The organism is Echinicola arenosa (assembly GCF_014841125.1).
GTDB classification, from domain to species: Bacteria; Bacteroidota; Bacteroidia; order Cytophagales; family Cyclobacteriaceae; genus Echinicola; species Echinicola arenosa.
Genome location: NZ_JACYTQ010000002.1, coordinates 935899 through 961655, shown reverse-complemented (window position 1 = coordinate 961655; position 25757 = coordinate 935899). Strand labels below are relative to the sequence as shown.

The following is a 25757-nucleotide window of genomic DNA, read 5'->3' as shown; positions in this document are numbered from 1 at the left end:
ATGATCAGTCTTTAATAAAGTTTAAACTCAATTTTCCATGCCGTTCTTCAGAATCGTTGGCATCGATCTGGTAAGTATATTTTCCGTTTTTCAGAGGAGTTTCCCCAACAAAGTCAATAGGTTGGATGACATAAGTATCACCATCAATTTCTACTTTGATATAGGCATATCTGTAAGCAAATTCATAAGACCTGTAGCTAGAAGTATGATTGGCATCTACATCACCTAACTCGACATTTCCCGTTCCAGTATTGATGACAATATTTTTAAAATCATAGGAACTTACATTTCTCAATCGAATATTGACGGAATTGGGTTCGGTATCATCAGTACAGCTGATGAAAATGAAAAAGCAGAAAAATAACAATAGCGATTTTTTCATTTTGATAATTTTTAAAATTCGACATCCAAAAACCTAAGCAAACTTCTAAAATACATCCGTTTATTTAGTGTTTTTCTTAACCTAGGTTCATGGTATCAAGACGTAATTTATTGGAAATTTGTCTCAAACAAAAAGATTAAAGATGTTACCATTTTATGTACTTATTATCGCCTTTATTCTGAGTGGAATACTAATTCGGCTAATCCATAAATCTTATAAATGGACGCTGGCGGGCAAGCTGGCACTGTCTTTCATGTTGGGATTTACCGCACTTGGGCACTTTTTGTTTTCAGAGGGAATGAGGAAAATGTTACCAGATTTTATTCCAATGAAAGAAGGGGTGATTTATTTGACCGGTTTGATAGAATTTGCTGCAGCTTTGGGGATTCACTTTAAAGGATTTCGAAAAGTTACTGGATGGCTATTGATTCTTTTCTTCGTCATGATTCTTCCTGCCAATATCAAAGCAGCGATGGACAATCTCAATTACAAAACTGGAAACTATGATGGGCCAGGGCTGAGTTATCTCTGGTTTCGGGTTCCTTTTCAACTACTACTGATGGGCTGGACCTATTACTTTGTGATAAGGAATAAAGGCTAGAAAGCTTCACCAATTCTGAAATAGATTCCCCAGTCATCCTTACCCACAGCAGCGTCCAAGCCAATATTGAATTTAACATCTTTGAAAGCCCGATACCGGTATCCCACACCTGCACCTGGGTATAATTTCCAGTTAAAGTCTGTGTTGTCTGATCCATAAATGGTGGCCAATCCAGCAAATCCCACCAAACCCATTTTGGGGTTAAAGTTATAGCGGTATTCTCCTTGTAGTGCCACCAGCCCATCTCCTCTGTATTTGCCTTCAGAGTAGCCTCTTATATCTTTCCCTCCAATGGTTTCCTGTTGCTCAAAGGCAATATCTCCCAATCCGAATTTAGCAGAAAAGCGGGCAGCTAGGACATCCGTATTTTCGCGCATGGAGATGTACCTGTGGTATTCTGTGACCACCTTATTGGCGGCTACATCATTTCCAAACCATTCTGGGTAAGTGATCCATTTCAGGTTGGATTTACTGCCTTGAGTGGGATAGTAAATTTCATCTCTGGTATCGTAAAGAAAGTTAAAATCGAGGCCATTGGTAATGGTGGTGGATGCAGGTTGGACATCATCCTCATATTCGGTGTCATAGTGTGAATAGGTATAGGAGATACCACCATAAAGTCCTGGGATAATTTTTCTCTGGGCACCAAGGCTGAAGATGGTTGTATTGGTCCCATAATCATAGAATCCAGATGATTCCTGGTCATCCATATAAAACTGAGAATAATGGTCACCAGTTACTGCAAATAGCTTGACCCGCCAATTGTCTTCATCAAAGAAAAGTTTATTGAAAAAAGCAAAGAAATAGGAGCCATTGGTGGTGTAAACTGCTGAGAGTCCTGATAGGGATTTTGGAGAAATAGTGTCTTTCTGGTCTGTTTTATACATGACCATGGGAATTGCTCCGATCATGAATTTTAGGTTTCTATTGTAACTCAAAAAAGGCATTAAGCTAAAATCATATTTTTTCTCCACACTTTCTTCTGCTTTAGCGAGACTGTCAGTTTGGGATTTTTGGGCATGAAGCACAGAAACAGAGAAAAACAGTAAAATAACGAGTATATACTTTTGCATTCAAAAAATGTGTTAGTGTTTTAGATGGTTTTGATTTTAATATACAATTAAAAAATTAAATAAAACACTGAAAATTAGCTCCTTGTTATAAATATTTGCCTTTGTGATAAGCTAGGTTTTTAGAGTTGGTATTTTAGATTTAAAAGATGGAGGATTAGCGGTCCCAATAAATTTAGGTACCTTCGTTAGTAGTCATTTAGTATATCATCAATGTAGTTTTTCAAATAAATGAAACAGTCATTTACTGAAGAGGATCTGAAGGCCATTGCGGCACAGCTGAGTCACCCAAAAGGGGAAATGGGCATAGAAGTGGGAGATACCATGCATGAGTCCAATATTACCATGACCAAAAAAGCAATCGAGCTTTGTCACTTTGAAGGGAAGGAATTGTTATTGGAAATTGGGCATGGTAATGCCAATCACGTAGGCACTTTATTGACTGAGAATCCTGGCCTTAATTATACCGGATTGGAAATTTCGGACTTGATGTATCAGCAAGCCCAACTGGCCAATGAAGCATGGATTAAATCGGGTAGGGCCAGTTTTCATGTGTATGATGGTCAGAAAATTCCTTTTGAAAATGACTATTTTGATCAGATTATGACGGTAAATACCATCTATTTTTGGAAGGAACCCAGTAAAATGGCTGGGGATATTTATAGGGTGCTGCAGCCAGAAGGACGCTTTACGATAGCTTTTGCACAAAAAGAATTTATGGAAACACTTCCCTTTACGAAGTACGGGTTTACCTTTTATGATGATGAGAAGGTAGAGGAATTGATGTACCATGCTGGATTTACCATTGTAGAGCAAGTGGATGTCAAAGAAACTGTTAAGAGTAAGGCCTTGGAAGAAGTGGAGCGAGAATATACAGTTATGAGCTTCTATAAATGAGGATATTTGTCGAAATTGGGTTAAGCTAAATACCCTTGTTCAATGAAACGTATCCATCTATTTGAATTCGAAGATTTACCTTGGTTTCCTGTTTTTCTCCGAAATTATGTGACTGACTTTTTGAGATTTTTGGCCAATGCCACCAAAATGTTTTTGCCAATACTTCCAGTTTTGGTAAAAGGTATTCATGCTGGCAAAACAGGTCACTTTATAGATTTAGGTTCTGGCAGTGGTGGAGGTATACTTTCACTGAATGAGGCATTGCTCAAAAAGATTCCTCATTTAAAAATCTGGTTGACAGATTATTATCCCAATATTGAGGCTTTTGAATATACTCAAGCCAAAGCTGACAATATTGAATATGTGGACAAACCTGTGGATGCTAGAAATGTTCCCGAAGAATTGAATGGTTTGAGGACCATGTTTTTGTCTTTTCATCATTTCAAACATGAGGATGCCCAACTTATTTTGCAGGATGCTGTTGATGCAGCTCATCCCATAGCTATTTTCGAAGCACAAGATAGGAGCTTGCCCAGTTTGCTAGCGATGCTATTTTCACCGATTACCGTTCTCCTGACCACTCCATTTATAGCTCCCTTAAGCTTGGGAAGACTTTTCTTTACGTATATAGTACCAGTGGTTCCTTTGGTGGCTTTATGGGATGGATTAGTTTCTTCCTTAAGAACTTATTCCCTGGAAGAAATGCAGGAACTGATCGATGACTTGAAAGGTGGAGATCGCATGAATTGGGAAATGGCCAAAATAAAGTCAGGGCCTGGTTTTGTGATTTACTTATTGGGTACTCCTAAGTAGTCTCGTTTTTTAGATTTCTGCCCATCATGATGAAATGACCATAATGGGCAGAACCTTAAACTCCAATTAGTTTTTTTAAACAAACATGCCGCCAGAAACTTCAATTCGCTGGCCATTGATCCATGAAGCTTCGGGGCTGCATAAAAAGGCTACGACCCCACCAATGTCCTCTGGTAATCCAGCTCGTCCCAATGCGGTGTTGCTGGCTACCATTTGATTGACCTCTTTGTTGTCCCTGACATGGCCGCCCCCGAAGTCTGTTTCGATAGCTCCCGGAGCCACTACATTGGCGCGGATTTGCCTTGACCCCAGTTCCTTGGCCAAGTATCGGGTGAGTACTTCAATCGCTCCTTTCATGGCGCCATATGCAGAAGAGCCAGGCAGGGAAAATCTTGCCAGACCAGATGAAATATTGATGATGCTTCCTCCCTCATTGAGCTGCGGCAAAGCCTTTTGTGTGAGAAAGAAAACGCCTTTATAGTGGATGTTCATCGCTTCATCAAATTGCGTTTCCGTAGTTTCGGCAAAAGGTGCATAAAGGGCTGTTCCAGCATTGTTGATTAGAAAATCAAAATTAGGATTCCCTATTTCTTGATGTAAATACTCGGAAACTGATTTCAGAAAAGTATCAAATTGCTTGATGTCGCTAGTGTTCAACTGATAAGCAATTGCTTTTTGGCCCAAAGTTTTGATTTCTTCCACCACTTCTGCGGCTTGCTCTTGGTTGCTGTGATAGGTAAGAATGATGTTGATTCCTTTTTTAGCCAAGGCAATGGCCATGTTTCTTCCCAACCCTCTGCTTCCTCCGGTGATCACTGCGATTTTATCTTTTGAACTTGCCATCTTATTGATTTTTAGTGATTAATAATGAATAAGACAAAGTTCTGTTAAAAAGTGGAGGAGTGTTTGCAAAAATCAATGCATGGTTTGCGAAATTCAAATCATTGGACTATGAGCGATAGGCCAGGGGAGCCATAGAAGTTTGCTTTTTAAAGAAGTTGGAAAAGTGAGCCACTTCTTCATAACCCAAGCTGTAGGCAATTTCGGAGACATTCCAATCGGTTTGCTTTAAGAGTATTTTGGCTTCCTGTACCAGCCTTGAACTGATCAGCTCAGTAGTTGTTTTTCCGGTAGTTTCTTTCAACACCTTGTTTAAGTGATTGGCATGGATGGCCAACCTGTCGGCATATTCTTTGGCAGTTCGTAACTGTAATTTTTGGTTGGGTGACTCAATGGGAAATTGGCGTTCCAAGAGTTCTACAAATAATGAGGTAATTCGCCCTGAAGCATTTTGGTTGGCATGCAAAGTAGAGGCTGGCTGCAGTTTTTGTCCATAGTGTATTAACTCAAGGACATAGTTGCGAAGAAGGTCATATTTAAACTCATAATCTGAAGCAATTTCTTGTTTCATCTTGTTGAAAATCAGCCTTATTTCTGTTGCAATTTCATCGCTGATTTCAAAAATAGGATAGCCTCCAGACTTGAAAATGGGCAACTCATCCAGGACTACTCCACTTTTGTTTTTTAGCAAAAATTCATCGGTAAAGACACAAAAACTTCCTGCTTGGTTATCATCTTGAGGCACCCAGTGATAAGGGACTTTGGGGGTGCCAAAGAGCAAGGCATTTTTCTTGACTTGGATCACCTTGTCCGCATACTCTGCCCTGTTTTTGCCGATGATCAAACTGATCTTATAATAGGCCCGACGGTTATAGGGCATCACTGATTTTTGCTTGAATCCTTTGATAGTTTCAGCCACATCAAAAACATTGAAATGACCGATTTCTTTGTGGATTCCAGGGGGAAGGAGAACCTTCACATCTTTCCCCATAAATGCCGCTGCTTCCTGATAGAAATCTTCTAACGAAGTGTTTTTGATATTCTTCATGATCAATGGCCATTTGTGAAATTCAAAGTTACGAAATGTAATTTAAAACCATTTTTGGATGGAATTGGTTCGCTGATAAATTAAGGGATTTTGTGATTTTAGGTTAACCCATTTCCCTAAAACAAAAAAACACCCCAATATTTGGGGTGCTTTGAGTCTTTAATTTTGTACAGGTTTTACCAACTGCCGCCAGCACCGCCACCGCCGAAGCTTCCGCCGCCAAAGCCGCCGAATCCTCCGCCACCACCTCCAAAGCTGCCACCGCCGCCTGAGAAGTTACCAAATCCACCACCGCCTTTACGGCCACCACCAAGCAGGTTCATCAGCATCAGGGTGGTAAACATGTCCACTCCACCGCCTCGGCCTCCCATATGATTATCGTTGTCATTTCGGTTTCGAAGAAGTGGTAGGATGATGAAGATAAAGACGAAGAATAGAATGAAGAAAATGGCTCGGCCGTGACTACCTTTCTTTTCTACATTTTCTGCATCGTATTCACCACTGGCCAACTTGATGATCATGGTAGTCGCTTGGTCTAACCCATCATAGTAAGCCTCACGCTTGAAGGCAGGAACAATCACATTGTCCACAATCCGTCTGGCCAAAGCATCCGGAACTGCGCCTTCCAAACCATAACCAGTGGCAATAAATACTTTTCTGTCTTTCATGGCTGCCAAGATCAGCAGTCCATTGTCCTTTTCCTTTTGACCAATGCCCCACTTGTCCCCCAGTTGGAAGGCGTAGTCACTGATATCATATTGACCAACAGAGCCCAATAGCACGATGGTAATTTGGGTGGAGGTGCTGTCATTATATGCCACCAGTTTTCTTTCCAAAGAAGCTTGTTCAGAACTTGAAAGCGTTTGGGTGAAATCATTGACCAACTTGGGAGGGTTAGGCCGGGCAGGAAAATCGTCCTGTGCCAGCAATATTTGGCCAATCAATAAGAAGAAAAGGGTGAGTAAAGTAGTTTTTTTCAAGTACATATTATCCAAAGGAGATTTCATCGGAGAGTTCATTTTCATCGGTATCACCATCATAGGGAAAGTGTTCCTTAAGCGCTTCGCCGGACATGCGAATTCCGGTGATCAAGCCTTCAGCAAATTGTTCTTTTTTGAAGTGTTTGATCATGGCTTCTTTGATACTTTCCCAAAAGTTATCTGGAACGACATTATTGATTCCTCCATCTCCCAAAATGGCAAACTTATGGTCTTCAACTGCAAGGTAAAAAAGCACACCATTACGAAGTTTGGTCTTGTGCATTTTCAGCATGGCAAAGACATCTGCTGCTCGGTCCAAGACTTCTCCTTTACAGTGATTTTCGAGGTGCACTTGTATTTCTCCGGAAGTTTCCAGTTCTGCTGCTTTGATGGCAGCGACGATCTGGTCTTTTTCTGCTTTGGTAAATAATTTTTCGGCCATGGCCAATGTATTTTTAATAAAGATGCCCGGTGTTGGCCGGGCAAAATAGTTCGATTTAGAATTCTACCGTTGGTGCGTTTTCAGCCCCTTCAGAGGCTTCGAAGTAACCTTTTTTCTCAAAGCCATACCATCCCGCAAAAATATTGTTGGGGAAAGTTCTTAGGTTAGAATTGTAGGCTTGTACAGATTGGTTAAAATTCCTCCTGGCCACTGCAATTCTGTTTTCAGTTCCTTCTAACTGGGCCTGAAGGTCAAGGAAGTTTTGATTGGCTTTCAGGTCAGGATAACGCTCCACTGCTACCAAAAGCCTGCTTAAGCTGCCGCTTAACTGATCTTGTGCCTCTTGGAACTGGGCAATCTTCTCTGGTGTCAGTTCATCAGCATTGATATTGATAGCAGTAGCCTTGGCTCGGGCATTGATCACACCTTCAAGGGTTTCTTTTTCAAAGTCAGCATAACCTTTTACAGTATTGACCAAGTTTGGGATTAGGTCTGCCCGGCGCTGGTATTGAGTTTCCACCTCGGCCCATTGACCATTGATGGTTTCTTCCGTTTTCACAAATTGGTTGTAGGTGCCTACTGCTTTGGTGTAGACAAAAATACCTACCACAACGAGGATAAGAATGGGGATAATCGCTTTTTTCATGAGTTTGAAATTAGTTGGAATCTTAAATGGCAAAGCTGAAATTCACTTGGCCAGCTGGATTTCGTAGTTTGTGTTGAAATGTGATATTCGAATTTAGGTATTATCACGCAAAAGGCACCGAATGGTTGGAAAAAATTACTTTGAGAACAAAATTATTGCTTGTTTTCTTGCCCGAATTCTATACTTTCTTGGTCTGGATGTGGTAGGTTTTTGATGGTGATGGTAAAGGTAGTTCCTTTGCCTACTTCACTTTTAATATGGATATCACCATCTAGGGACCGGATTTGCTCCCTAACAAGGTATAAGCCTAATCCTTTGCCTTCCACATGGGTATGAAAACGCTGATACAAACCAAAAATTCGATCACCATATTTCTCCAAGTCGATACCAATTCCATTGTCAGAGAAGCTAATAATGCAATTATCACCATTCATTTTAGTCTTAATATGAATTTCTGTATTTCGCTCTGGATGACTGTACTTAATAGCATTGGTCATGAAATTAAGAAAGAAATTTTCCAGATGACTCTGCACATAGTTAATTTCGTTTATAGCAAAATCACGCTTAACTATTACTTTTGCTTCTTTGAGCTGTTTGAAAAGGCTCTTTTCTAGGTTATTGATTAAACTTTCAAAGTTGACCGTTTCTACTTTTCTTATTTTTTCCTTTTTGATGGACACCACCTCGATCAGATCCATTAAAGTAGCATTGAGGATCGCGACAGAGGTTTTCAGGCTATCGATCAATTCCACATTATTGGGGTCGGCTAAATCGTCTTCATTGAGCAAATCGAGTAAGGAAGTGATGTTGACGATCGGTGCTCGAAGGTTATGGGAGACGATATATGCAAATCGCTGCAATTCATCATTGTGACTGGAAAGGTCCTTAATGAGCTTTTCGCGCTCTTCCTCTGCTGATTTTGATTCTGAAATGTTTTGGGTTACCAGTAGAATACGATCAACTTCCCCTTGCTTATTGATAAGCGGTACACCAGTCTTTTTGTAACTCTCTCCGTTAAAATTAATTTCATATACTACAGTTTGGCCTATGAGAACCTTGTCCAATTCTTTTTTGGCTTTAAGGGAAGTTACTGCATCATATTTCATTAAGTGGTAGGTCCCGATAAGTTCCTTAGGATCCATTCCTATTTTCTGGTATTCACTTCCTTCAGTATATATGTACCTGAAGTTTTTGTCTAACACATCTACGGTCCCTCTGGGGAAGTTTTCTGCAATACTCTTATAAAGTTGCTGTGATTCTAGTAGCTTCTTTTCGTATCGGATACGCTGAAGTTCTGCACCAGCACGGTCGCCAAGAATAGAAACAATATTAATGATTCCATCTTCATTATGCATAGGCTTGCTATCCGCCAAGACCAGTATGCCTATTTTTCTTCCATTTTTGTCATTTATTCCAGTAGAGCAATAGGAAGTAATGTTTTCTTCTATGAGGAATAAATCTTTGGGGTATTGTTCAGCCACTCCATTTGAAATCATCACTACTTCCCTTTTGCGATCGCTGATCGCTGTTTCACATGGAGTGTGTTGTAGGGAATAGGTGAAATTAGGGATAATCTTACCTTTTTTGGCTATAGCAGTGGTTTGAATGGACCGTGCATGGGGGATATACTCTCCAATCAGACAATACTTTAAATTCAACTTTTTAGATAATAGCTTGACGAGCTCATTGAAGAAGTCTACATCGCTAAACTGAGCAGAAATAGTAGCCACATCGTTCAGCACACATTGAACAAAATCCTTCTCTGTGATATCATCGATAGCAGCTTCATATCCGTTGTCAAATTCCAGCTTTCTAATCTTAAGATTGATATAAAAATGTGTTTTGGAGAAATAAGAGTTAAAGGAGCCTTCATAATCCGCATAGCCAGATTCGATTCCCTTGAGTAAGTAAGGGTAAATCGGAGACTTTTTGTAAAGGTTATGGATGCTTTTGCCAAGCATTCTTTCTTCCTTTTCTATTTTTGCCTTTTTAATTAAAGTCTTGTTGACCTTAAGGATAATTCCATCTTTATCATAGTGAAAAATGGCCAAAGGATTGTTGTCAAAACTCTGCTTATAACGCATGTAGTTAGACTTGGCTTCTTCTTCTTTTTTCTTGGTATAACTGATATCCAAGATATATCCTGCCCATATGTCTTGACCATTTTGTTCTTTCAAAAGGCTTGACGAACAAAACACCCACTTGATGGTTTCATCAGGATTAAGGATTCTAAAATTTAATTCCAGTTTTTTAGAATTAGTTGCATTTTGGTTTGCATCTATGATGGACTGAAGATCATCTGGATGTATCCGATTTTTAAGCTTTCTGAAATGTTGTGAAAAATACTTGGAGGTGACACCGAAAATTTCCTTGACTCCTTCGCTTACAAACATGAATTCATGTTTGCCCGCTTGGGATCGTTTAAACATATAAATCATTCCTGGCATGATGCTGGAAAGCTCATTTAAAATGTAGCGGTTTTCAAGGAGTTTCTTCTCGATATTTTTAAGACCACTGATGTCAGTAATACTTCCAAGAATGATTTTTTTTCCGGTTTTCTCATCGACGAATACCCTGGCGATGTCTTGAACATAGAGATAATGACCCTCTTTATGTTTGAGCCTGTAAAAGGTGTCATAAGGATTGTCCAACTTGAAATCCTTTTCGAAGCCAGTTTTGAGATGTTTTAAATCTTCTGGATGGATCATTTCCACCCACCTTTGGATGTTTACTTCCGTAAATTCTTCCCTTGGATATCCAACAATATCGACATAGGCCCCACTCCAGTGAATTTGGCTATCTCCTAGTTCGTGCTCATAATAAATAGCCCTGGAGTTGTGTTGTACCATTTGGTCCTTCTGTTCGGTAATGAACTTTTGGAAACGATTTCCGATGGCAGGCGAATGAACGATTAGAGAACAATATTCTGAATCAAAGAGAAATTCTTTTTCAAGTATTTGGCCATGATGCTGAAGATCCAATTGACCTTCCTGATCATTGGTAATAAAGTCCTGAAAAACGGCTTCACTAATGTGCGGGTAGTGATTGTGAAAATGATTTGGAAGAGCTGATCCAATTTTAAGCCTACTTGGGCATTTGTTTAAACTACTGCTGAAAAGTAAACCAGTGCTCAGCTGAATCATCCAAAGGTTCTTGATTCCTGGTTTTTCAAGCTGAGGGATCATTATCAGGTTGATAAGATAATTTTCAGCCTTTTGTTCTTTTACTATATTTCCTTCTAGGAGAACAGGAAAACAAGTGCCTTGTTGTGTAAAAAGAATGGAGGAAAGAGTTTTATTCTGCTTGAAAATATTGAAAATATGACCCAAGCTAGGTTTAGGCAAGGTCATCAAAACCTGATCAAATGTGTTGATGCTTGGTTTTGTGCCCAGCAGTGTTTCAAAGGCAGCATTAAAATAAAGCAGTTCAAAGGTAGAATTGCTTGTCTTTCTTAATGTTACAAAAGATGACGATATATGATTGTAATTTTTAGATTCCATTAGACAAAAACAGAAACAGCCTAAAGTTAGCTTTTTTGACTAACAAAAATGCATTCATTTACTTTTTACTCAATTTCATCGGGTGATACCCGCAATAAATACTAAAGTTATAACTGTTTCTGCAGTATTAGGGTTTTATCCACTTCCACAGGAATTTCCCGTATATTTCTTTTTACTGTAATATGAATTTCCTTTCCTTCTTCAGATTTAAGGAGATCATTTATTTCGGCAAGGTCCCAATATTCTACGGGTAATAGATTGATAGATAGTATTTCGTCACCTGGTTTGATGTTTGCTTTTGAAGCTGGGGAGTTTTCCCTTACGCTACTTACATAGTATCTTTTTTCTTCTGCACTGGTCATACGAACTTTTATTCCGCTCATATCATATTCAAAAGGGTGGTGAAAACCAGCCCCTTTCTTGAATAATAACCTTTCCCTAGGATAGTCTATAATAAAAGTCATCCTGGCCAATACTTCAGAACCTAAGCTTCCCAAGCGGCCTGACTCTATAATGATGGATGAAAACTCTGTCTCATCAGGGTAGGAGGTAATTACCCTCCTGAAGTTTAAATTGCCCAAAGAGTATTTTTTTACCCTTCCCACATAGCCAAAAAGATCTCCTCCCAAGGACCTGCCCAAATCGGTCTGTAACCTCTTAGGGGGTAGTTTAATTTGGTCTGATGTTTCACGGTTCAAAAGCAAGCCATGATTGGCACCAGTGTCAATCAAGAGCTTTCCATTGATTCCAGGCCCGTCAATTTGCTGAATGGTTCCTTCCACGTAGGGCTTGTAGTTGTCAAATGAAAGATCAATCTTCCTGTAACCAAAAGGCCTCCAATTCATCCTATCAGTTTGATAAAAAGTCAAGATATTGGAATCATAATCTATTTTGATGGGATTGAATTTAAAAAACTCATAACCTATAATTCCATGTACGGGAATACCGATTACCCTTTCCAACTCCAAGAAGTCCTCCTCAAGGACTAAGACCGCTTGAACAATCCCTTCTACAGGCCCCATATTAAAGTGGTTGTTGGGCGATACAAGAGCGGTAAGGACAGTTTTTCCGTCTGCTCCCATTAAATTCAGTGTTCTTGTATAGTAAAGCCCAAGTTCATCCCCAACAGTTTTGCTGAAAAGAATATTGGATTTTACGCCTGTGTCAATAAGGAAGTTAAGCTCGGGCCCGTTATTGATGGCAATGGGCATTATGATCAAGTTATTGAAATCGTAAAAGGGGAGGTTGACACTGTTTTTTTCTTCCTTCATAAAAAATCCGGGAATCTGGGCCCAAAGTTGAGCGCCCGTCAAAAATAATACGGAAAGAAGTAAAAGTTTTTTGGTGAGCATACTTAACTAATTTAGTATTATCCATTTAATATAAAAATTAATAATACACAAGAGGATAGCAAAGTGGAAGATTTCGGATCTAAAAAATGACTTCTATTTATGTTTCTCCTTATGCTAATTTAGACTGATAGCAAATAAGCTGCGGAGAGGTCTTACAAGATGGTCTTAGTTTGATAAAATCTAAAAAATGCTGCATCTTTAATTTTTAGTAATGAAAAATATGGCAGAGAAGTCGGTTGTAGAAAAAGCAAAAAAAATATTTGAAAACTTTTTGCAAAGGCATGGTAGCAGAAAGACCCCAGAAAGGTTTTCGGTTATCGATGAATTGTATGCCTTGCCCCAAGATGAACATATTGATGTTGAAGGGCTTTTTCTTTTGATGAGAAATAAGGGCTACTCTATTAGCCGCGCCACCATCTATAATACCCTAGATCTTTTGGTAGAGTGTGGACTTGCTGTCAAACACCAGTTTAAGGACAAGGTGGCATTATATGAGCAGGCATTGACCTATAAGCACCATGATCATCATGTTTGCAATCAATGCCGTAAGATCCGTGAGTTTTCTGATGAGCGTATAAACTTGATCAAAGAGGCCATGGGCAAGGAGTTTTCTTCAGCAATTACCAGCCACTCTTTAGTGCTCTATGGGGATTGTCAGATTCCCGATTGTAAAAATTTGAAATTGGTCTAATTACTTTCCAGCAATTTTCTTTTTGGTTTTAATGTAACTAAAGGGAAGAAGTGTGCCTTTAATTTAAGCTAAAAGGCTCCGGCCGAGGTAAAATTACCAGTACATCGGTTGTTTTTATACCATGATTTCTAAATGTTACTGATAACATGCCGATTTTTGTCGTGTAAAGTGGAGTTTTTGTAGCCAATTGCAGCATTTGGAAACGTTTGCAGAAAATAGTGATAACTGGAAGGAATTTGGGGTAATATTTTATTCTGAATTTTGATTTTTTGAAGGGTGTTTTGAGTAACTTTTTCAGTCAGTAATCAAGTGAAAAATAGGCCTTTATTTACTGGAAAAGCATCCAAAAAAAACATGAAAAATTTATCCACAATTATCAACACTTATCCACATAACATTAAGGTAATGATATAACTAACTGTAAATCAATCAGTTAGATCGTGTTTGATAAAATTGAATTTGTGGATAAAACGCTGGTAATGAATTTTTTACAAAAACTGGTGATGTGTGTAAGCGTGGATAAACAGGTAAACCAAATATTATTTTTTGCCTTAATCTTTTTGCTGCCTGATGAGTCTGGTTCTATAGGCATTGAAAATTCTGGACTTACTGATGAAGCCTAAATATCTTCCATTATCTACCACTGGTAGGTTCCATGCGCCAGACTTTTCGAATTTGTCCATTACACCTCTCATGCTTTCGGACGGCTGGATGGTGTCAGGAGGGCTGTGCATGAGTTTCCTAATATTGGTTTCCTCTTGTTTTTGCTTGTCGAACATGATGTCCCTGATGTCATCCAAAGTCACTATCCCGTTGAGGTTACCCTTTTCATCGACCACAGGAAAAATATTTCGCTTGGAAAGCTTTACCAGACCACATAAGTCTTTGAGCAGTGCGTCAGGATGGATTGGGAGCAAGTCCTTTTCCATAATTCTCCTAATGTCAATTAGGCCTAAAACCTCCTCATCTTTTGTTTCAGGAATATGTTTTCCTTGCTCTAACAATTGGTTTTTGTAAAGGGAGTTTTTGTCAAAATAATTGGTCGTGGCCAGGGAAATAGCAGATACGAGCATCAAGGGTACAAAAAGTTCGTAGCCTCCCGTTACTTCCGCAATCAAGAATATGGCTGACAAGGGAGCATGCTGAACACCGCTCATTACACCACACATGGCCACTAATGTAAAGTGGGCCAAGGGGATGGGAATATAAACCCCAAAGAAATTATTGGCGTAGGCAAAAAGAAAACCTGTAAGTCCACCCACATAAAGTGAAGGGGCAAAGATGCCCCCACTACCGCCACTGCCTATTGTCAGTGCTGCAGCAATGGGCTTCGCAAAAATGATCAGTAGCAAATAGACAAGTATAAAGTAAGAATTGTTTATTTCAGAAAAGAAAGGGCTTCTGTTTAACAAAACGAATGGATCACCAGCTATCAGCGAATTCAGTGTGTTATAGCCTTCACCATAAATAGGAGGGAAGAAGAAAATCATTAAACCCAAAACAGCGCCGCCACAAAGAATCTTTAGCCAAGGGTTGGTAAAGCTGTCCAGAAAGTTTTCGGTTTTGAGCACTGACTTGATAAAGTAAACAGAGATCAAGCCTGTAATGACTCCCAACATCAGATAGTAGGGGGTATGCGCGGCAATAAACTCTCCAGTAAGGTTAAAAGAAAAAATGGCATCATTGCCAATTAATACCATGGTGGTCAGAGATCCCATTACAGATGCAATCAGCAGCGGAATGAAAGCGCCCACATTCACTTCCATTAAGATTACTTCTATGGCAAAGATGACACCTCCGATGGGAGAGCCAAATATAGCAGAAATGCCACCTGCTGCACCACAGCCGATCAGAATATTTCTTTTTTTGGCATTAAGATGCATCAATTGGCCGGAATTGGAGCCTATGGCAGATCCTGTCACCACAATCGGGGCCTCCAAACCAACAGATCCCCCCAGTCCAACTGTCAAGCATGATGTAAAAACCCGGCTATACATCTTCACCCTTGGAATAATGCTGTTTTTCTTAGAGATATTATATAGTATTTCGGGAATACCATGTCCACCATAATCCTTGACAATATATTTCCCGACGATGTAAGTAAGAAAGATCCCAATGAGTGGATAAATGATGAAGAAAAAGTTGGCATATTCGATATGGAAGCCTTCAATCAACCAATTTTGGATGAAATGGACGGACTCCTTAAGGATCACTGCAGCCAAACCAGTAAGAATACCGATCACTCCACTAAGAATCATCACAAAATTCTTGGTGCTGATATGTTTAAGCCTCCAGATTAAAAACCGGGTAATTACATCTGTTTTTGCCAAAACGGAAAGTTGTTGTTAATCAAAATTTGTCGAGCAATAACGGCTATTTGGCTTCCGATAATTAATGCCAAAAGTAAATATTTATTATTTGCTAATGTCATGAACAGCAGAAAAATCCTTTACTATTATTTTTTTTTGGCTTCATTCCAATAAACATCCATTTCTGAGAGGCTCATCTCTTCAATTTTCTTTCCTGATTTGCGGGCCTCTTCTTCCAAGTACTGAAAGCGGTGGATGAATTTTTTATTGGTTTTTTCCAGGGCTTCCTCTGGGTTGATGTCAATGAAACGGGCGTAGTTGATCAAGGAAAAAAGTAAATCTCCGAACTCTCCGGTTGCCTTCTCTTTGTCAATCGCTCCTTCATCAACCGCATTAAATTCTGCTTTGAATTCCTGCATTTCTTCCTCTACTTTTTCCCAAACTTGGTGTTTCTCTTCCCAGTCGAAACCTACGCCCCTGGCTTTTTCTTGGATGCGCATGGCTTTGATCAATGCAGGCAAAGACCTGGGTACTCCCCCCAAGACACTTTTATTGCCTTTTTCTTTGAGCTTGATTTTTTCCCAATTTTGCTTGACGGCCTCCTCATCCTCTGCTTTGGTATCACCATAAATGTGGGGGTGTCTTCGGATCAATTTTTCACAAAGGCTGTCAATGACAGTTTTGATATCAAAAGCTTTTTTCTCAGAACCTATCCGAGCATAAAATACGATATGCAATAGGATGTCGCCCAATTCTTTTTTTATTTCCTCCAGATCATTGTCGATGATAGCATCAGACAGTTCGAAGGTCTCCTCAATGGTGAGGTGACGAAGACTTTCAATGGTTTGTTTTTGGTCCCAAGGACATTGCTCCCTCAGTTCATCCATGATGGTCAGGAGTCGGTCAAAAGCTTCTAACTGCTGTGCTCGGGAGGAAATTTCAGACATGTGGAATTGGGAAACTATTAGTAAAGTGTGGACGTTTTCAAAGTATTACGTAAATTTGTGCAAATTAATTTGATATGGCAACTGTATATTTGACTTTGGGATTTATTGCTCTGTTTTTCATTTTGATGTCAGTGCGACTGATATTTTTGAAAAATGGGCAATTCAAAGGAACCTGTGCTTCTCAAAACCCTTATTTAAACAAGGATGGCGGTACGTGCAGCTATTGTGGGAAGAAAGTGGACGATAATTCGGAATGCGGAAACCCGGATTCTGAAGTCAATAAAGTAATGGCCAAATTCAAATAATCACCAATATCTCCTATGTGACACCAAAATGCATAGGATTTTTTATCTAGTTGAACTAAACTCTTTACAAGTGGCATTAATCAAGTCTATTTCCGGTATTCGAGGAACTATCGGAGGAAAAGTAGGGGAAGGACTTACTCCAGTTGATGTGGTCAAATTTGCTTCTGCTTATGGAGCATGGATTGTCGAAAAGACCAATAATCCCAAGATTGTAATTGGCAGAGATGCCAGGATATCAGGAGATATGGTTTCCAAGTTGGTTACAGCCACCCTTCAAGGGTTGGGAATCCATGTGATCGATCTTGGCCTGAGCACTACTCCTACGGTTGAATTTGCTGTCCCGTTGGAGAAAGCAGGAGGTGGAATTATCCTTACTGCCAGCCATAATCCGATCCAGTGGAATGCCTTGAAATTATTGAATGATAAGGGCGAGTTTATCTCGGACCAAGATGGAAAAGAAGTCTTGGAAAAAGCTGATCAGGAAGACTTTAAGTTTGCTGAGGTCAGAAAACTGGGTGGCTACACTTTAGTGGAGGATTATATCGATAGGCACATTGAGCATGTCCTCAGTCTATCTTTGGTGGACAAGGAAGCGATAGCCAAGCGTGATTTCAAAGTGGTCATTGATTGCGTTAATTCTACTGGAGGCATTGCTTTACCAAAATTACTCAACGCCTTGGGTGTGGAGCATGTGGAAGAGATGTTCTGTGAGCCTGATGGACAGTTTCCTCATAACCCAGAGCCACTTCCGGAAAACCTAAGAGATATTTCTGCTAAACTGAAAAATGGTAAGTTTGACCTGGGCATTGTGGTGGACCCTGATGTTGACCGCTTGGCTTTTTTGACAGAAGATGGCTCTCCTTTTGGTGAAGAATACACTTTGGTAGCAGTAGCAGATTATGTGCTTTCAAAGGAGGCAGGAAATACTGTTTCTAATCTAAGTTCAACCAGAGCGCTTCGTGATGTGACGGAAAAGCACCATGGAGCATATAATGCAGCCGCAGTAGGTGAGGTAAATGTGGTCAATAAAATGAAAGAGACCAATGCCATCATTGGTGGTGAAGGAAATGGTGGGGTTATTTATCCAGCATCACATTATGGAAGGGATGCTTTGGTAGGAATTGGTTTGTTTTTGACCCATCTGGCCAAGTTTGGTAAAACAGCCAGCAGGTTAAGGGCCAGCTATCCCAATTATTACATATCAAAAAATAAGATAGAATTAACTCCAGACATTGATGTGGATGCTATTCTGGATGAGATCAGTAGAAAATATAGCAAACAACCTATCAATACTATTGATGGAGTAAAGATAGAGTTTGAAAAAGAATGGGTCCATTTGAGAAAGTCAAATACAGAGCCAATTATCAGGATTTATTCTGAATCTGAAACGCAGGCGACTGCAGAGCACCTGGCGAATAAGTTGATCACTGATATTAAAGAAGTGATTTCAGCGACCAAATAAGTAACAACCTACCCAAGTATATATTATTTAGAATGAAAGTTTATTTAGATAACGCTGCTACTACGGCATTGGATGAAAAGGTATTGGAAGCCATGATCCCCTATTTGTCGGGACACTATGGAAATCCTTCTTCGGTTCATTCCCATGGCCGTGAAGTACGTACAGCTATCGAAAGATCAAGAAAAAAAGTGGCTGAGCTATTGAATGCCAGCCCGGGAGAAATTTTCTTTACATCAGGAGGTACTGAGGCGGATAATACAGCTTTGGTCTGTGCCATTGAAACTTACGGCATAAAACATGCACTGACTTCACCGATCGAACACCATGCAGTCTTACATACCCTTCAAGAGTGTGAAAAGCGAGGGCATATCCAATTGGACTATGCTCAGATTGATGAAAGTGGAGCCATTGACATGGGGCATTTAGAGGCGTGGATCCAAGCTCATCCAAAATCATTGGTTTCTATCATGCATGCCAACAATGAGATAGGAAACCTAAATGATATTGAGGCGATCGGTAATATCTGCAAGGAGCACGGGGTGTTTTTCCATTCTGATACCGTTCAGACAATGGGCCACTATGTGCATGACTTGAAGCAATTACCTCTGGATGCCATTGTAGCAGGTGGACATAAATTTCATGGACCAAAGGGATCAGGATTTTTATATTTGAACAAGAAAAATAAGATTCGACCGTTTATCTATGGAGGTGCTCAAGAGCGCAGTATGCGTGGAGGAACGGAAAACGTTTATGGGATTGTTGGAATAGCTAAAGCTTTGGAGCTGGCTTATGAGGAAATGGCAGATCACCAAAAACATGTAGAAAAACTGAAAAGTAGCTTTATAGAGCAGTTGAGAGAAGGAATTCCTGGAGTGGAATTCAATGGACTATCTGCCAATCTCGATAAAAGCTTATATACCGTCTTAAATGTGAGCTTGCCTCCTTCGGAGGAGAATAGCGGAATGTTGTTATTCAACCTAGACCTTTATGGTATTTCTGCTTCAGGCGGTTCAGCTTGCAGCAGCGGCGCTACGGTTGGTTCTCATGTGTTGAGGGCATTGAATGCTAAAGCAGAAAGGGATTCGGTGAGGTTCTCTTTCAGTAGGTTCAACACCCATGAAGAAATAGACTATACCGTCGAAAAATTAAAAGAACTATATGGCGTGACTGCCTAGGGTTAATAAAGTGAAACAGCAGAAAAAACCGGTCGAAAGACCGGTTTTTTTATGTCTAAAATCTGATGAATCATTGAAAGGGAAGTTTGCTGACATCTACATTTCCCCCTGAAATGATTATGCCTACTTTTTTATTTCTAAAAAGCCCTTTATTGGCCAATACAGCAGCTAGAGGTACAGCACTACTAGGTTCGATGACCAACTTCATCCGCTCAAACACCAAGCGCATGGCAGCAATAATCTCTTCATCGGTCACGGTAAGGATGTCTTTGACGTGTTTTGAGATCAAAATAAAATTTCGCTGACCCAAGGAAGTTAAAAGCCCATCGGCAATGGTACTAGGATTTTCCATGGGAATGATTTCTTTGGCTTTGAAACTTCGCTGAGCATCATCGGCTCCTTTAGGCTCAGCTCCGTAAACCTCCGTTCTTGGAGAAATATAATGGGTGGTCAGTGCAGTGCCAGCCAAAAGTCCTCCTCCTCCAACAGGGGTGATGATGGCATCAAAAGGAATTCCTTCATCCCACATTTCCAAAGCGCAGGTGGCTTGACCTTCAATCACATCCATATAATCATAAGGAGGAATAAAAGCTGCGCCAGTTTCTTCCACCACCTTTTCAAGGGTTGTTTCCCGGGCCTTTAAATTAGGTTCGCATTCAATAATTTTTCCTCCATAACTTTTGACAGCTGCTTTTTTTATAGCCGGAGCATTGGAGGGCATCACGATATAAGCAGTAGTTCCTGTTTCAAAAGCGGCTCTGGCCAGTGCAGCAGCATGGTTCCCACTACTATGTGTGGCGACCCCATTTTGTTTAAGTTCTGGAGGAAGTTTCAAAATAGCATTGGTGGCTCCTCTGGCTTTGAAGGCTCCTACTTTTTGTAGGTTTTCACATTTGAAATAGAGCTGACAGTCAGCCATTTTTTCAATGGCTTCGCTGGTTAGGATGGGCGTATGGTGAATGTAAGCCATAATCCTTTGGTAGGCTTGTTTTACATCCAGTAGTTGGGGAAATCTATAGTCGTGCATGTTCTTTAAAGTTAACACATTGAAGGCAAAATGTGTATCTTTCGACAAAATATCCAACATGCAAAAATTAACACAGTTGCTTAAAGACACTTCCTTTTATCCAATTATGGGTGTAGAATTAAACCATGAAAATACCCTTGTGATGGATTTTACGGCCAATAATACTGATTTAAAAGCCGTTGATTTAGGAGATACTCAAGCTTTTAGCGAGTATGTTTTTGGGTTGTTGGCAGATGCAAGTTGCGCTTTTGGCATAGGAGGATACATGGAGCCAAGGGCCATTTATCAAAGAAGTGAGGTATTTGGGACTTCTCCGGAGGACTTTCGGAATATCCACTTGGGCGTGGATATTTGGGCCGAACCTGGACAAGCGGTTTATGCACCTTTGGATGGAAAGATCCATAGTTTTCAGGACAATGGTGCCTTTGGAAATTATGGTCCAGCCATCATCCTGGAGCATCAATTAAAGGGAGAGATTTTTTACAGCCTTTATGGTCATTTAAAGCGTTCAGATCTGATCGGCTTAGAAGTGGGCCAACAGATTTTAGCCGGTCAAGTATTTTGCCATATTGGCCCTTATCCAGAGAATGGGGATTGGCCACCTCATCTACATTTTCAATTGATAGTAGATTTGGAAGGCAATAGGGGGGATTACCCAGGGGTATGTGCTGAAAAGGATCAAGACAGGTACCAAAGGAATTGCCCTGATCCCAAATGGATAATTGGTTTCGAAGAAACTTTTTGATGATATGTTAATGGATTGCTTTTTTCTGTCCTTATCTAATTAGTACTTATTGTTTTTGGCTTTTTCTAACCCAACTTATCGCAGACTTAGCATCCATCAAGGATTCATAAGGGCTGGTTTGGTGGATGTTTTTTACCCTGTAGTCCACCAAAAACAGAATATTCCTCTTTCTGAAAAATACTGTGCAGGAGGCTTAAATTGGTTTTACTGCCTCCAACCCAACTTCTTCCAAAGAAGAAAATCATAGCGGGATAGGTTTTGGAAGTATCAATTGAGGGATTTCCATATACGATTGGGAAGTGTCGGCTGTCTTATACACAAAACTTTCCTGAGCCCAAGAGAAAGACTGTAGGGACAAATAATAGTCATAAAAGCGATAATGGCTTTATTAGACATGATTTTCTTTTTAAACCTACCAAACACTTTGTTTCAAGCCTTCAGCTTTCGGTTTTTTAAGGTCGATCAGGTAGCCATTGACAATAGCATAGGCCAGCTCGCCATTTTTCTTTAAAAAGAAGTTGGCCGGACTTCCCATGCTGTGCCCGCTGGGGATACTGTCTTGTTGTTCCTGAAGTACCAAAATTGGCAGTTCGTGCAATGGGTTTTCTGGGGCATGCTTTATTTTGACTGCTAGGATGCCTTCTTGGAGCATTTCAAAAGCCATTTCTTGGCTAATGCTACTCAATGAATCCATGCTCATTTCGGCCACTTTTCCGAGAGTAAGCTCCATACCTGTAGCATCCATTTCTTTATATCCATAATACACGGAAAGGTCACCTACATCGTCCAGCCTTCCACTGACATGATAGCCGTTTTCTGTTTCCACATTGCGCCTTTTGATGCCTAAATCTAACTGATATTGGTTCTCTCCATCATAGATGGATACGTTTTTCAGGATCAGGTCCATGAGCATATTGTCATTGTCTGGGATGCGGAAATAATCTTCTACAGCATAGCGTGAATAGTTACCGTTAGCGATTTCATATAACGCATTGAGGATGATCATAAAGTTCAATTGGCGAATATATTGCTTCTCAGGGTCATTGGGGTAGCCTCCAGATTCTATCAGGATGGTGCTGGTTCCCCATTTCTGGAAATTATCCCCAAAGGCCCGTGGTTCAAAAGCATCATTGTATTTGCCCACTTGTCCTGGGGTAACTTCCTGAAGGATTCGGTTCATGCCCACAATCACCTGCATGGCCCTGGCCCGAACGTCATTGATTTCAGTTTTATAATTGAAAGCGGGTGCAAGCACAGATATGGTAGCAGGTTTTGGAGTTTGTTCCACATTATAATAGATCTGCTGGTCGTGGAGGTTGAAGCCAAATTCCGCACCGAAATCCTCCCGGGCTGATTTAAGTATGCTAGCTTCAGGGGAAACTTCCTTGATGGCATCCCGGTTAAGGTCTATTCCGTAAGCATTGCGTCGGGTAAAAACTTCTGCACCATCGGGATTGACCATGGGAATAAAACGAATTTTTATGTTCTCTTTGATCACCTTTCTGATCACCTCAAAGGTGTCAATTTTGGCTTCCAAGAAGTTAAATACATCAAAAAGGGCCATGGTAGCGGTACTTTCATCCCCATGCATTTGGGACCAAAGCAGCACTTTTGTTTCGCCTTCTCCATATTCCAGCTGGTGAATAGACCGTCCTTGCACTGATTTTCCCAGTTCATCTACTTTGAAAGTGCCTATATGTTTTTTGATCAAGGGTTGCAGGTCCTGGTGTTTAAACCTTCTGTGAGTGATGGCAGGTTCCTTGGCGGATTCATAAGCAGCGCTTAAGGTTGAAGGAGTAAGTTTGTGTAATTTTTCTTGATGGCTTTTGCAGGAAAAAAGTAAGCAAATCATAATGAATGAGCTTATAAAGCTGACATTTCTAAAAGTAGGAGCAGACAAATTATCGAATTGGTTTTTGATCATCTTATTTGAATTTTTTTAGGCTTTTCCTCATCAAATATCAAATTACAATTTAAAGTATCACTTTTCGATCCCTGAATTCAGTGAAATACGGGCTTTGATATATAGGAGAAGCTATAGGAAATTGAAATTCGCTTTTTATTATCAATCAAAATACTAAACTTCATGTAAATTTAATATCGAAGGACTTTAAAATACCCAATATATCATGAAGCTACAGGTTTTCATTAAACAGCTTCCTTTGAAGCATACCTTTACCATTGCGCACCAAAGTCGTGATGTACAAGAAACATTGATCGTCCAATTGGAGGATGATGGACTTTATGGTTTAGGTGAATCCACTACCAACCCTTTTTATGGGATGACCGTGGAAAATATGACCGCAGCATTGGAAGCGGCCAAGCCTATTGTGGAAAAAGGTGAATGGGAAAGTCCTGAAGCACTTTGGGAGGAATGTAAGGAGATATTTTCCCAAAATCCTTTTGCCCAGTGTGCGCTGGATTTGGCCGCTTGGGATTTGTTCACTAAAAAGCAGGGCGTAAAACTATATGATTATCTGAAGCTGGACCCGACCAATATACCTACTACTAACTTTACCATTGGTATTGCGAGTACGGAAAAGATGGTTGAGAAGATGAAGGAGCTAGACTGGCCTATCTATAAGATTAAGTTGGGCACAGATCATGATTTGGATATTGTGAGGGAGTTGAGGAAACATACCAGTGCTGTCTTTCGCATAGACGCCAATTGTGCTTGGACAGCAGACCAGGCAATTGCCTATTCTGCAGAGCTAAAAGAACTCAATGTGGAGTTCATGGAACAGCCTTTGGGCAAAGATGATCTGGAGGGAATGAAGGAGGTTTATCAACATAGTGCTTTGCCGGTAATTGCTGATGAAAGTTGTATTGTAGAATCAGATGTGGAAAAATGCCATGGTCTTTTTCATGGCATCAATGTAAAGCTGGTCAAAGCAGGTGGAATAACTCCAGGACTAAGAATGCTTTATAAAGCCAAAGAGTTGGGCATGAAAACTATGGTGGGCTGTATGACAGAATCTTCTGTTGGGATCACCGCTATAGCTCATATTGCGCCATTATTGGACTATGTGGATATGGATGGAGCCATGTTGCTATCAAAAGATATCGCTTCCGGGGTAACAATAGTTCCGGGAAAAGTGACTTTTCCGGAAGGACCGGGAATTGGAGCTAAATTATTATAACGGTACATTGGTCATAATTTTATATGTCTCATCATCCTATAGCGCATAAAATCGATCGGGCTATTCCTTGGGAAGGAAGAGATTACCTATATTTCAGTGGTACTGCTTATTTGGGGATGGGCAATGTGCAGAAATTTGAGGATTTGATCACAGCAGGAATACGGCAATACGGTCCCAATCACGGAGCCAGTCGGTTTAGTAATGTGCAGTTGGAGGTATATGATCAATTGGAAGGGCATTTTGCCAAAAAAGCTGGAGCACCTTATGCAGCCTTGCTCAGCAGTGGGTTTATGACGGGATATATTTGTCATACCCTTCTGGGAGACATGGCTGATGAAATGTGGGCGGCACCTGATGCCCATCCAGCGATTTTGCCACCTAATTTAATTTATAATCAGGATAAAACATTTTTAGAATTTACGACAGATTGTATCAAGAAAAGCCAAAATATGCAGGGAAAGACTGTGGCGATCCTATCCAATGCGGTAGATACGATGAAACCTGCTGTACATAATTTTGAATGGGTTAGATCTTTGTCACCTGAGAATACCTATTATTTATTGATAGACGATAGTCATGCTTTTGGTATCCTAGGGAGAGAGATTTATGGGACTTATTCGCAATGGAATGGTTTGCCTGTGAATTTAGTTGTAGCGGGGTCTTTGGGAAAAGCCTTGGCTATTCCTGCGGGGATTATTTTAGGTGACACCAAATTTATAGGAAAAGTGCGATCAAGTCCACTTTTTATGGGGGCTTCTCCTCCTGCACCTGGATATTGCCAGGCTTTTTTGGATGCAGAAAATCTCTATTATCAACGGCAGCAACTTTTGAAGGAAAATATGGCTTTATTTTACCGTAGGATAAAGGATTTGCCTGGATTAAGTTATGAAGAGCATTTTCCTGTGGTGACTTTTAAGGAAAGAGGTTGGGCTACCAAGCTACTGGAAGAAGGAATTATCATTTCTTCTTTTTCATACCCGAGAGCTGAGGATCCACCAATCGACCGGATCGTTATTTCAGCTTATCATCAGCAATCTGATTTAGAAAGATTGGCTACGGTCATGTAGAAAGACCTTAATGGATATTTAAAAAAAGGCAGAATTTTTTACCTATGTTCTTTAAAATGGTTGAAACGATTTCCGAAAGGTTGGTTGTATAAATCGAAAAGAGATTAAGGGAGAAAAATTTCGATTTAAGTAACAGGTGTTTTTAGATTTATTTTGGTGATTTTAAATAATTTTAAAGACATTGATTAACTTTTTAATATCCAAAATATTGACAATATGGCATCTATAAATCATTTTAATATTGTTTTTTTTGCAAATAGTAAATTGAAAAGAGAATAATTTTTAATTCTGTAAAAATAGTGATAGGTAAAATTAGCA

At 40.0% G+C, this 25757-nt stretch carries 23 protein-coding genes; 10 read left to right on the top strand and 13 right to left on the bottom strand.

Annotation, left to right across the window (positions count from 1 at the left end):
• Nucleotides 1-4: 4 nt before the first annotated feature.
• Nucleotides 5-382, bottom strand: coding sequence for a hypothetical protein (locus IFO69_RS08760; protein ID WP_192009680.1), 378 nt, complete (start codon nucleotides 380-382; stop codon nucleotides 5-7).
• 142 nt (nucleotides 383-524) lie between these two features.
• On the opposite strand from IFO69_RS08760, the gene IFO69_RS08755 reads away from it, so the two are divergent.
• Complete coding sequence (locus IFO69_RS08755; RefSeq protein ID WP_192009679.1) at nucleotides 525-983, top strand: DoxX family protein; 459 nt, start codon at nucleotides 525-527, stop codon at nucleotides 981-983.
• Here the strand turns inward: IFO69_RS08755 and IFO69_RS08750 are convergent.
• Nucleotides 980-2056 (bottom strand): BamA/TamA family outer membrane protein, encoded by a 1077-nt coding sequence (locus IFO69_RS08750; RefSeq protein ID WP_192009678.1) that lies wholly within the window; start codon nucleotides 2054-2056, stop codon nucleotides 980-982. The genes IFO69_RS08755 and IFO69_RS08750 overlap by 4 nt on opposite strands.
• A gap of 228 nt (nucleotides 2057-2284) precedes the next feature.
• Here IFO69_RS08750 and IFO69_RS08745 point away from each other — a divergent pair, with 228 nt between their 5' ends.
• Together IFO69_RS08745 and IFO69_RS08740 are read left to right on the top strand one after the other, a co-directional pair.
• The gene (locus tag IFO69_RS08745; RefSeq protein ID WP_192009677.1) at nucleotides 2285-2950 is read left to right on the top strand and encodes a class I SAM-dependent methyltransferase; all 666 of its coding nucleotides are present in this window, start codon (nucleotides 2285-2287) and stop codon (nucleotides 2948-2950) included.
• Nucleotides 2951-2992: 42 nt separating this feature from the next.
• Nucleotides 2993-3763 (top strand): hypothetical protein, encoded by a 771-nt coding sequence (locus IFO69_RS08740; RefSeq protein WP_192009676.1) that lies wholly within the window; start codon nucleotides 2993-2995, stop codon nucleotides 3761-3763.
• A 75-nt stretch (nucleotides 3764-3838) separates the two neighbouring features.
• On the opposite strand, the gene IFO69_RS08735 is transcribed toward IFO69_RS08740, so the two are convergent.
• From IFO69_RS08735 to IFO69_RS08705, 7 genes are all read right to left on the bottom strand, one after another.
• Complete coding sequence (locus tag IFO69_RS08735; protein WP_192009675.1) at nucleotides 3839-4606, bottom strand: SDR family NAD(P)-dependent oxidoreductase; 768 nt, start codon at nucleotides 4604-4606, stop codon at nucleotides 3839-3841.
• 106 nt (nucleotides 4607-4712) lie between these two features.
• The gene (locus IFO69_RS08730; protein ID WP_394354464.1) at nucleotides 4713-5642 is read right to left on the bottom strand and encodes a helix-turn-helix domain-containing protein; all 930 of its coding nucleotides are present in this window, start codon (nucleotides 5640-5642) and stop codon (nucleotides 4713-4715) included.
• A gap of 185 nt (nucleotides 5643-5827) precedes the next feature.
• On the bottom strand, nucleotides 5828-6658 hold the full coding sequence (locus IFO69_RS08725) for a TPM domain-containing protein (RefSeq protein WP_192009673.1): 831 nt from the start codon (nucleotides 6656-6658) through the stop codon (nucleotides 5828-5830).
• Nucleotides 6639-7073, bottom strand: coding sequence for a TPM domain-containing protein (locus IFO69_RS08720; protein ID WP_192009672.1), 435 nt, complete (start codon nucleotides 7071-7073; stop codon nucleotides 6639-6641). The genes IFO69_RS08725 and IFO69_RS08720 overlap by 20 nt, the downstream gene beginning before the upstream one ends.
• 55 nt (nucleotides 7074-7128) lie before the next feature.
• A complete protein-coding gene (locus IFO69_RS08715) occupies nucleotides 7129-7719 on the bottom strand; it encodes a LemA family protein (protein ID WP_192009671.1) in 591 nt (196 codons plus the stop codon).
• A gap of 152 nt (nucleotides 7720-7871) precedes the next feature.
• Nucleotides 7872-11069: a PAS domain-containing protein gene (locus tag IFO69_RS08710; RefSeq protein ID WP_192009670.1), complete on the bottom strand. Its 3198-nt coding sequence runs from the start codon at nucleotides 11067-11069 to the stop codon at nucleotides 7872-7874.
• A 257-nt stretch (nucleotides 11070-11326) separates the two neighbouring features.
• Nucleotides 11327-12571, bottom strand: a complete 1245-nt coding sequence (locus IFO69_RS08705) for an aspartyl protease family protein (RefSeq protein WP_192009669.1) — start codon at nucleotides 12569-12571, stop codon at nucleotides 11327-11329.
• A gap of 220 nt (nucleotides 12572-12791) precedes the next feature.
• On the opposite strand from IFO69_RS08705, the gene IFO69_RS08700 reads away from it, so the two are divergent.
• Nucleotides 12792-13262 (top strand): Fur family transcriptional regulator, encoded by a 471-nt coding sequence (locus IFO69_RS08700; protein ID WP_192009668.1) that lies wholly within the window; start codon nucleotides 12792-12794, stop codon nucleotides 13260-13262.
• A gap of 551 nt (nucleotides 13263-13813) precedes the next feature.
• Here the strand turns inward: IFO69_RS08700 and IFO69_RS08695 are convergent.
• Nucleotides 13814-15592, bottom strand: a complete 1779-nt coding sequence (locus tag IFO69_RS08695) for a chloride channel protein (RefSeq protein ID WP_192009667.1) — start codon at nucleotides 15590-15592, stop codon at nucleotides 13814-13816.
• Between the two features lie 125 nt (nucleotides 15593-15717).
• Entirely contained in the window at nucleotides 15718-16518 is an 801-nt protein-coding gene (gene mazG, locus IFO69_RS08690; protein ID WP_192009666.1) for a nucleoside triphosphate pyrophosphohydrolase, read from the bottom strand.
• A gap of 74 nt (nucleotides 16519-16592) precedes the next feature.
• On the opposite strand from mazG, the gene IFO69_RS08685 reads away from it, so the two are divergent.
• From IFO69_RS08685 to IFO69_RS08675, 3 genes are all read left to right on the top strand, one after another.
• Complete coding sequence (locus IFO69_RS08685) at nucleotides 16593-16823, top strand: hypothetical protein (protein WP_192009665.1); 231 nt, start codon at nucleotides 16593-16595, stop codon at nucleotides 16821-16823.
• A gap of 70 nt (nucleotides 16824-16893) precedes the next feature.
• A complete protein-coding gene (glmM, locus tag IFO69_RS08680; RefSeq protein WP_192009664.1) occupies nucleotides 16894-18285 on the top strand; it encodes a phosphoglucosamine mutase in 1392 nt (463 codons plus the stop codon).
• A 32-nt stretch (nucleotides 18286-18317) separates the two neighbouring features.
• Nucleotides 18318-19460 (top strand): cysteine desulfurase family protein, encoded by a 1143-nt coding sequence (locus tag IFO69_RS08675; RefSeq protein WP_192009663.1) that lies wholly within the window; start codon nucleotides 18318-18320, stop codon nucleotides 19458-19460.
• A 70-nt stretch (nucleotides 19461-19530) separates the two neighbouring features.
• Here IFO69_RS08675 and IFO69_RS08670 read toward each other — a convergent pair whose 3' ends face one another.
• Complete coding sequence (locus IFO69_RS08670; RefSeq protein WP_192009662.1) at nucleotides 19531-20487, bottom strand: pyridoxal-phosphate dependent enzyme; 957 nt, start codon at nucleotides 20485-20487, stop codon at nucleotides 19531-19533.
• 58 nt (nucleotides 20488-20545) lie between these two features.
• On the opposite strand from IFO69_RS08670, the gene IFO69_RS08665 reads away from it, so the two are divergent.
• On the top strand, nucleotides 20546-21232 hold the full coding sequence (locus IFO69_RS08665; protein ID WP_192009661.1) for a peptidoglycan DD-metalloendopeptidase family protein: 687 nt from the start codon (nucleotides 20546-20548) through the stop codon (nucleotides 21230-21232).
• Nucleotides 21233-21644: 412 nt separating this feature from the next.
• On the opposite strand, the gene IFO69_RS08660 is transcribed toward IFO69_RS08665, so the two are convergent.
• Entirely contained in the window at nucleotides 21645-23156 is a 1512-nt protein-coding gene (locus tag IFO69_RS08660) for a M14 family zinc carboxypeptidase (RefSeq protein WP_192009660.1), read from the bottom strand.
• A gap of 205 nt (nucleotides 23157-23361) precedes the next feature.
• Between IFO69_RS08660 and IFO69_RS08655 the strand changes: the two genes are divergently transcribed.
• Both IFO69_RS08655 and IFO69_RS08650 read left to right on the top strand, forming a co-directional pair.
• Nucleotides 23362-24372 carry a dipeptide epimerase gene (locus tag IFO69_RS08655; RefSeq protein WP_192009659.1) on the top strand — a complete coding sequence of 337 codons (1011 nt, stop codon included), beginning with the start codon at nucleotides 23362-23364 and terminating at the stop codon, nucleotides 24370-24372.
• Between the two features lie 23 nt (nucleotides 24373-24395).
• The gene (locus IFO69_RS08650) at nucleotides 24396-25439 is read left to right on the top strand and encodes an aminotransferase class I/II-fold pyridoxal phosphate-dependent enzyme (RefSeq protein WP_192009658.1); all 1044 of its coding nucleotides are present in this window, start codon (nucleotides 24396-24398) and stop codon (nucleotides 25437-25439) included.
• Nucleotides 25440-25757: the final 318 nt, after the last annotated feature.

Bases quoted from the DNA above. Each gene is read 5' to 3' on its own strand.
- IFO69_RS08760 (WP_192009680.1), bottom strand. From the start codon at position 382: ATGAAAAAATCGCTATTGTTATTTTTCTGCTTTTTCATTTTCATCAGC.
- IFO69_RS08755 (WP_192009679.1), top strand. From the start codon at position 525: ATGTTACCATTTTATGTACTTATTATCGCCTTTATTCTGAGTGGAATA.
- IFO69_RS08750 (WP_192009678.1), bottom strand. From the start codon at position 2,056: ATGCAAAAGTATATACTCGTTATTTTACTGTTTTTCTCTGTTTCTGTG.
- IFO69_RS08745 (WP_192009677.1), top strand. From the start codon at position 2,285: ATGAAACAGTCATTTACTGAAGAGGATCTGAAGGCCATTGCGGCACAG.
- IFO69_RS08740 (WP_192009676.1), top strand. From the start codon at position 2,993: ATGAAACGTATCCATCTATTTGAATTCGAAGATTTACCTTGGTTTCCT.
- IFO69_RS08735 (WP_192009675.1), bottom strand. From the start codon at position 4,606: ATGGCAAGTTCAAAAGATAAAATCGCAGTGATCACCGGAGGAAGCAGA.
- IFO69_RS08725 (WP_192009673.1), bottom strand. From the start codon at position 6,658: ATGAAATCTCCTTTGGATAATATGTACTTGAAAAAAACTACTTTACTC.
- IFO69_RS08720 (WP_192009672.1), bottom strand. From the start codon at position 7,073: ATGGCCGAAAAATTATTTACCAAAGCAGAAAAAGACCAGATCGTCGCT.
- IFO69_RS08715 (WP_192009671.1), bottom strand. From the start codon at position 7,719: ATGAAAAAAGCGATTATCCCCATTCTTATCCTCGTTGTGGTAGGTATT.
- IFO69_RS08710 (WP_192009670.1), bottom strand. From the start codon at position 11,069: ATGACCTTGCCTAAACCTAGCTTGGGTCATATTTTCAATATTTTCAAG.
- IFO69_RS08705 (WP_192009669.1), bottom strand. From the start codon at position 12,571: ATGCTCACCAAAAAACTTTTACTTCTTTCCGTATTATTTTTGACGGGC.
- IFO69_RS08700 (WP_192009668.1), top strand. From the start codon at position 12,792: ATGGCAGAGAAGTCGGTTGTAGAAAAAGCAAAAAAAATATTTGAAAAC.
- mazG (WP_192009666.1), bottom strand. From the start codon at position 16,518: ATGTCTGAAATTTCCTCCCGAGCACAGCAGTTAGAAGCTTTTGACCGA.
- IFO69_RS08685 (WP_192009665.1), top strand. From the start codon at position 16,593: ATGGCAACTGTATATTTGACTTTGGGATTTATTGCTCTGTTTTTCATT.
- IFO69_RS08675 (WP_192009663.1), top strand. From the start codon at position 18,318: ATGAAAGTTTATTTAGATAACGCTGCTACTACGGCATTGGATGAAAAG.
- IFO69_RS08670 (WP_192009662.1), bottom strand. From the start codon at position 20,487: ATGCACGACTATAGATTTCCCCAACTACTGGATGTAAAACAAGCCTAC.
- IFO69_RS08665 (WP_192009661.1), top strand. From the start codon at position 20,546: ATGCAAAAATTAACACAGTTGCTTAAAGACACTTCCTTTTATCCAATT.
- IFO69_RS08660 (WP_192009660.1), bottom strand. From the start codon at position 23,156: ATGATCAAAAACCAATTCGATAATTTGTCTGCTCCTACTTTTAGAAAT.
- IFO69_RS08655 (WP_192009659.1), top strand. From the start codon at position 23,362: ATGAAGCTACAGGTTTTCATTAAACAGCTTCCTTTGAAGCATACCTTT.
- IFO69_RS08650 (WP_192009658.1), top strand. From the start codon at position 24,396: ATGTCTCATCATCCTATAGCGCATAAAATCGATCGGGCTATTCCTTGG.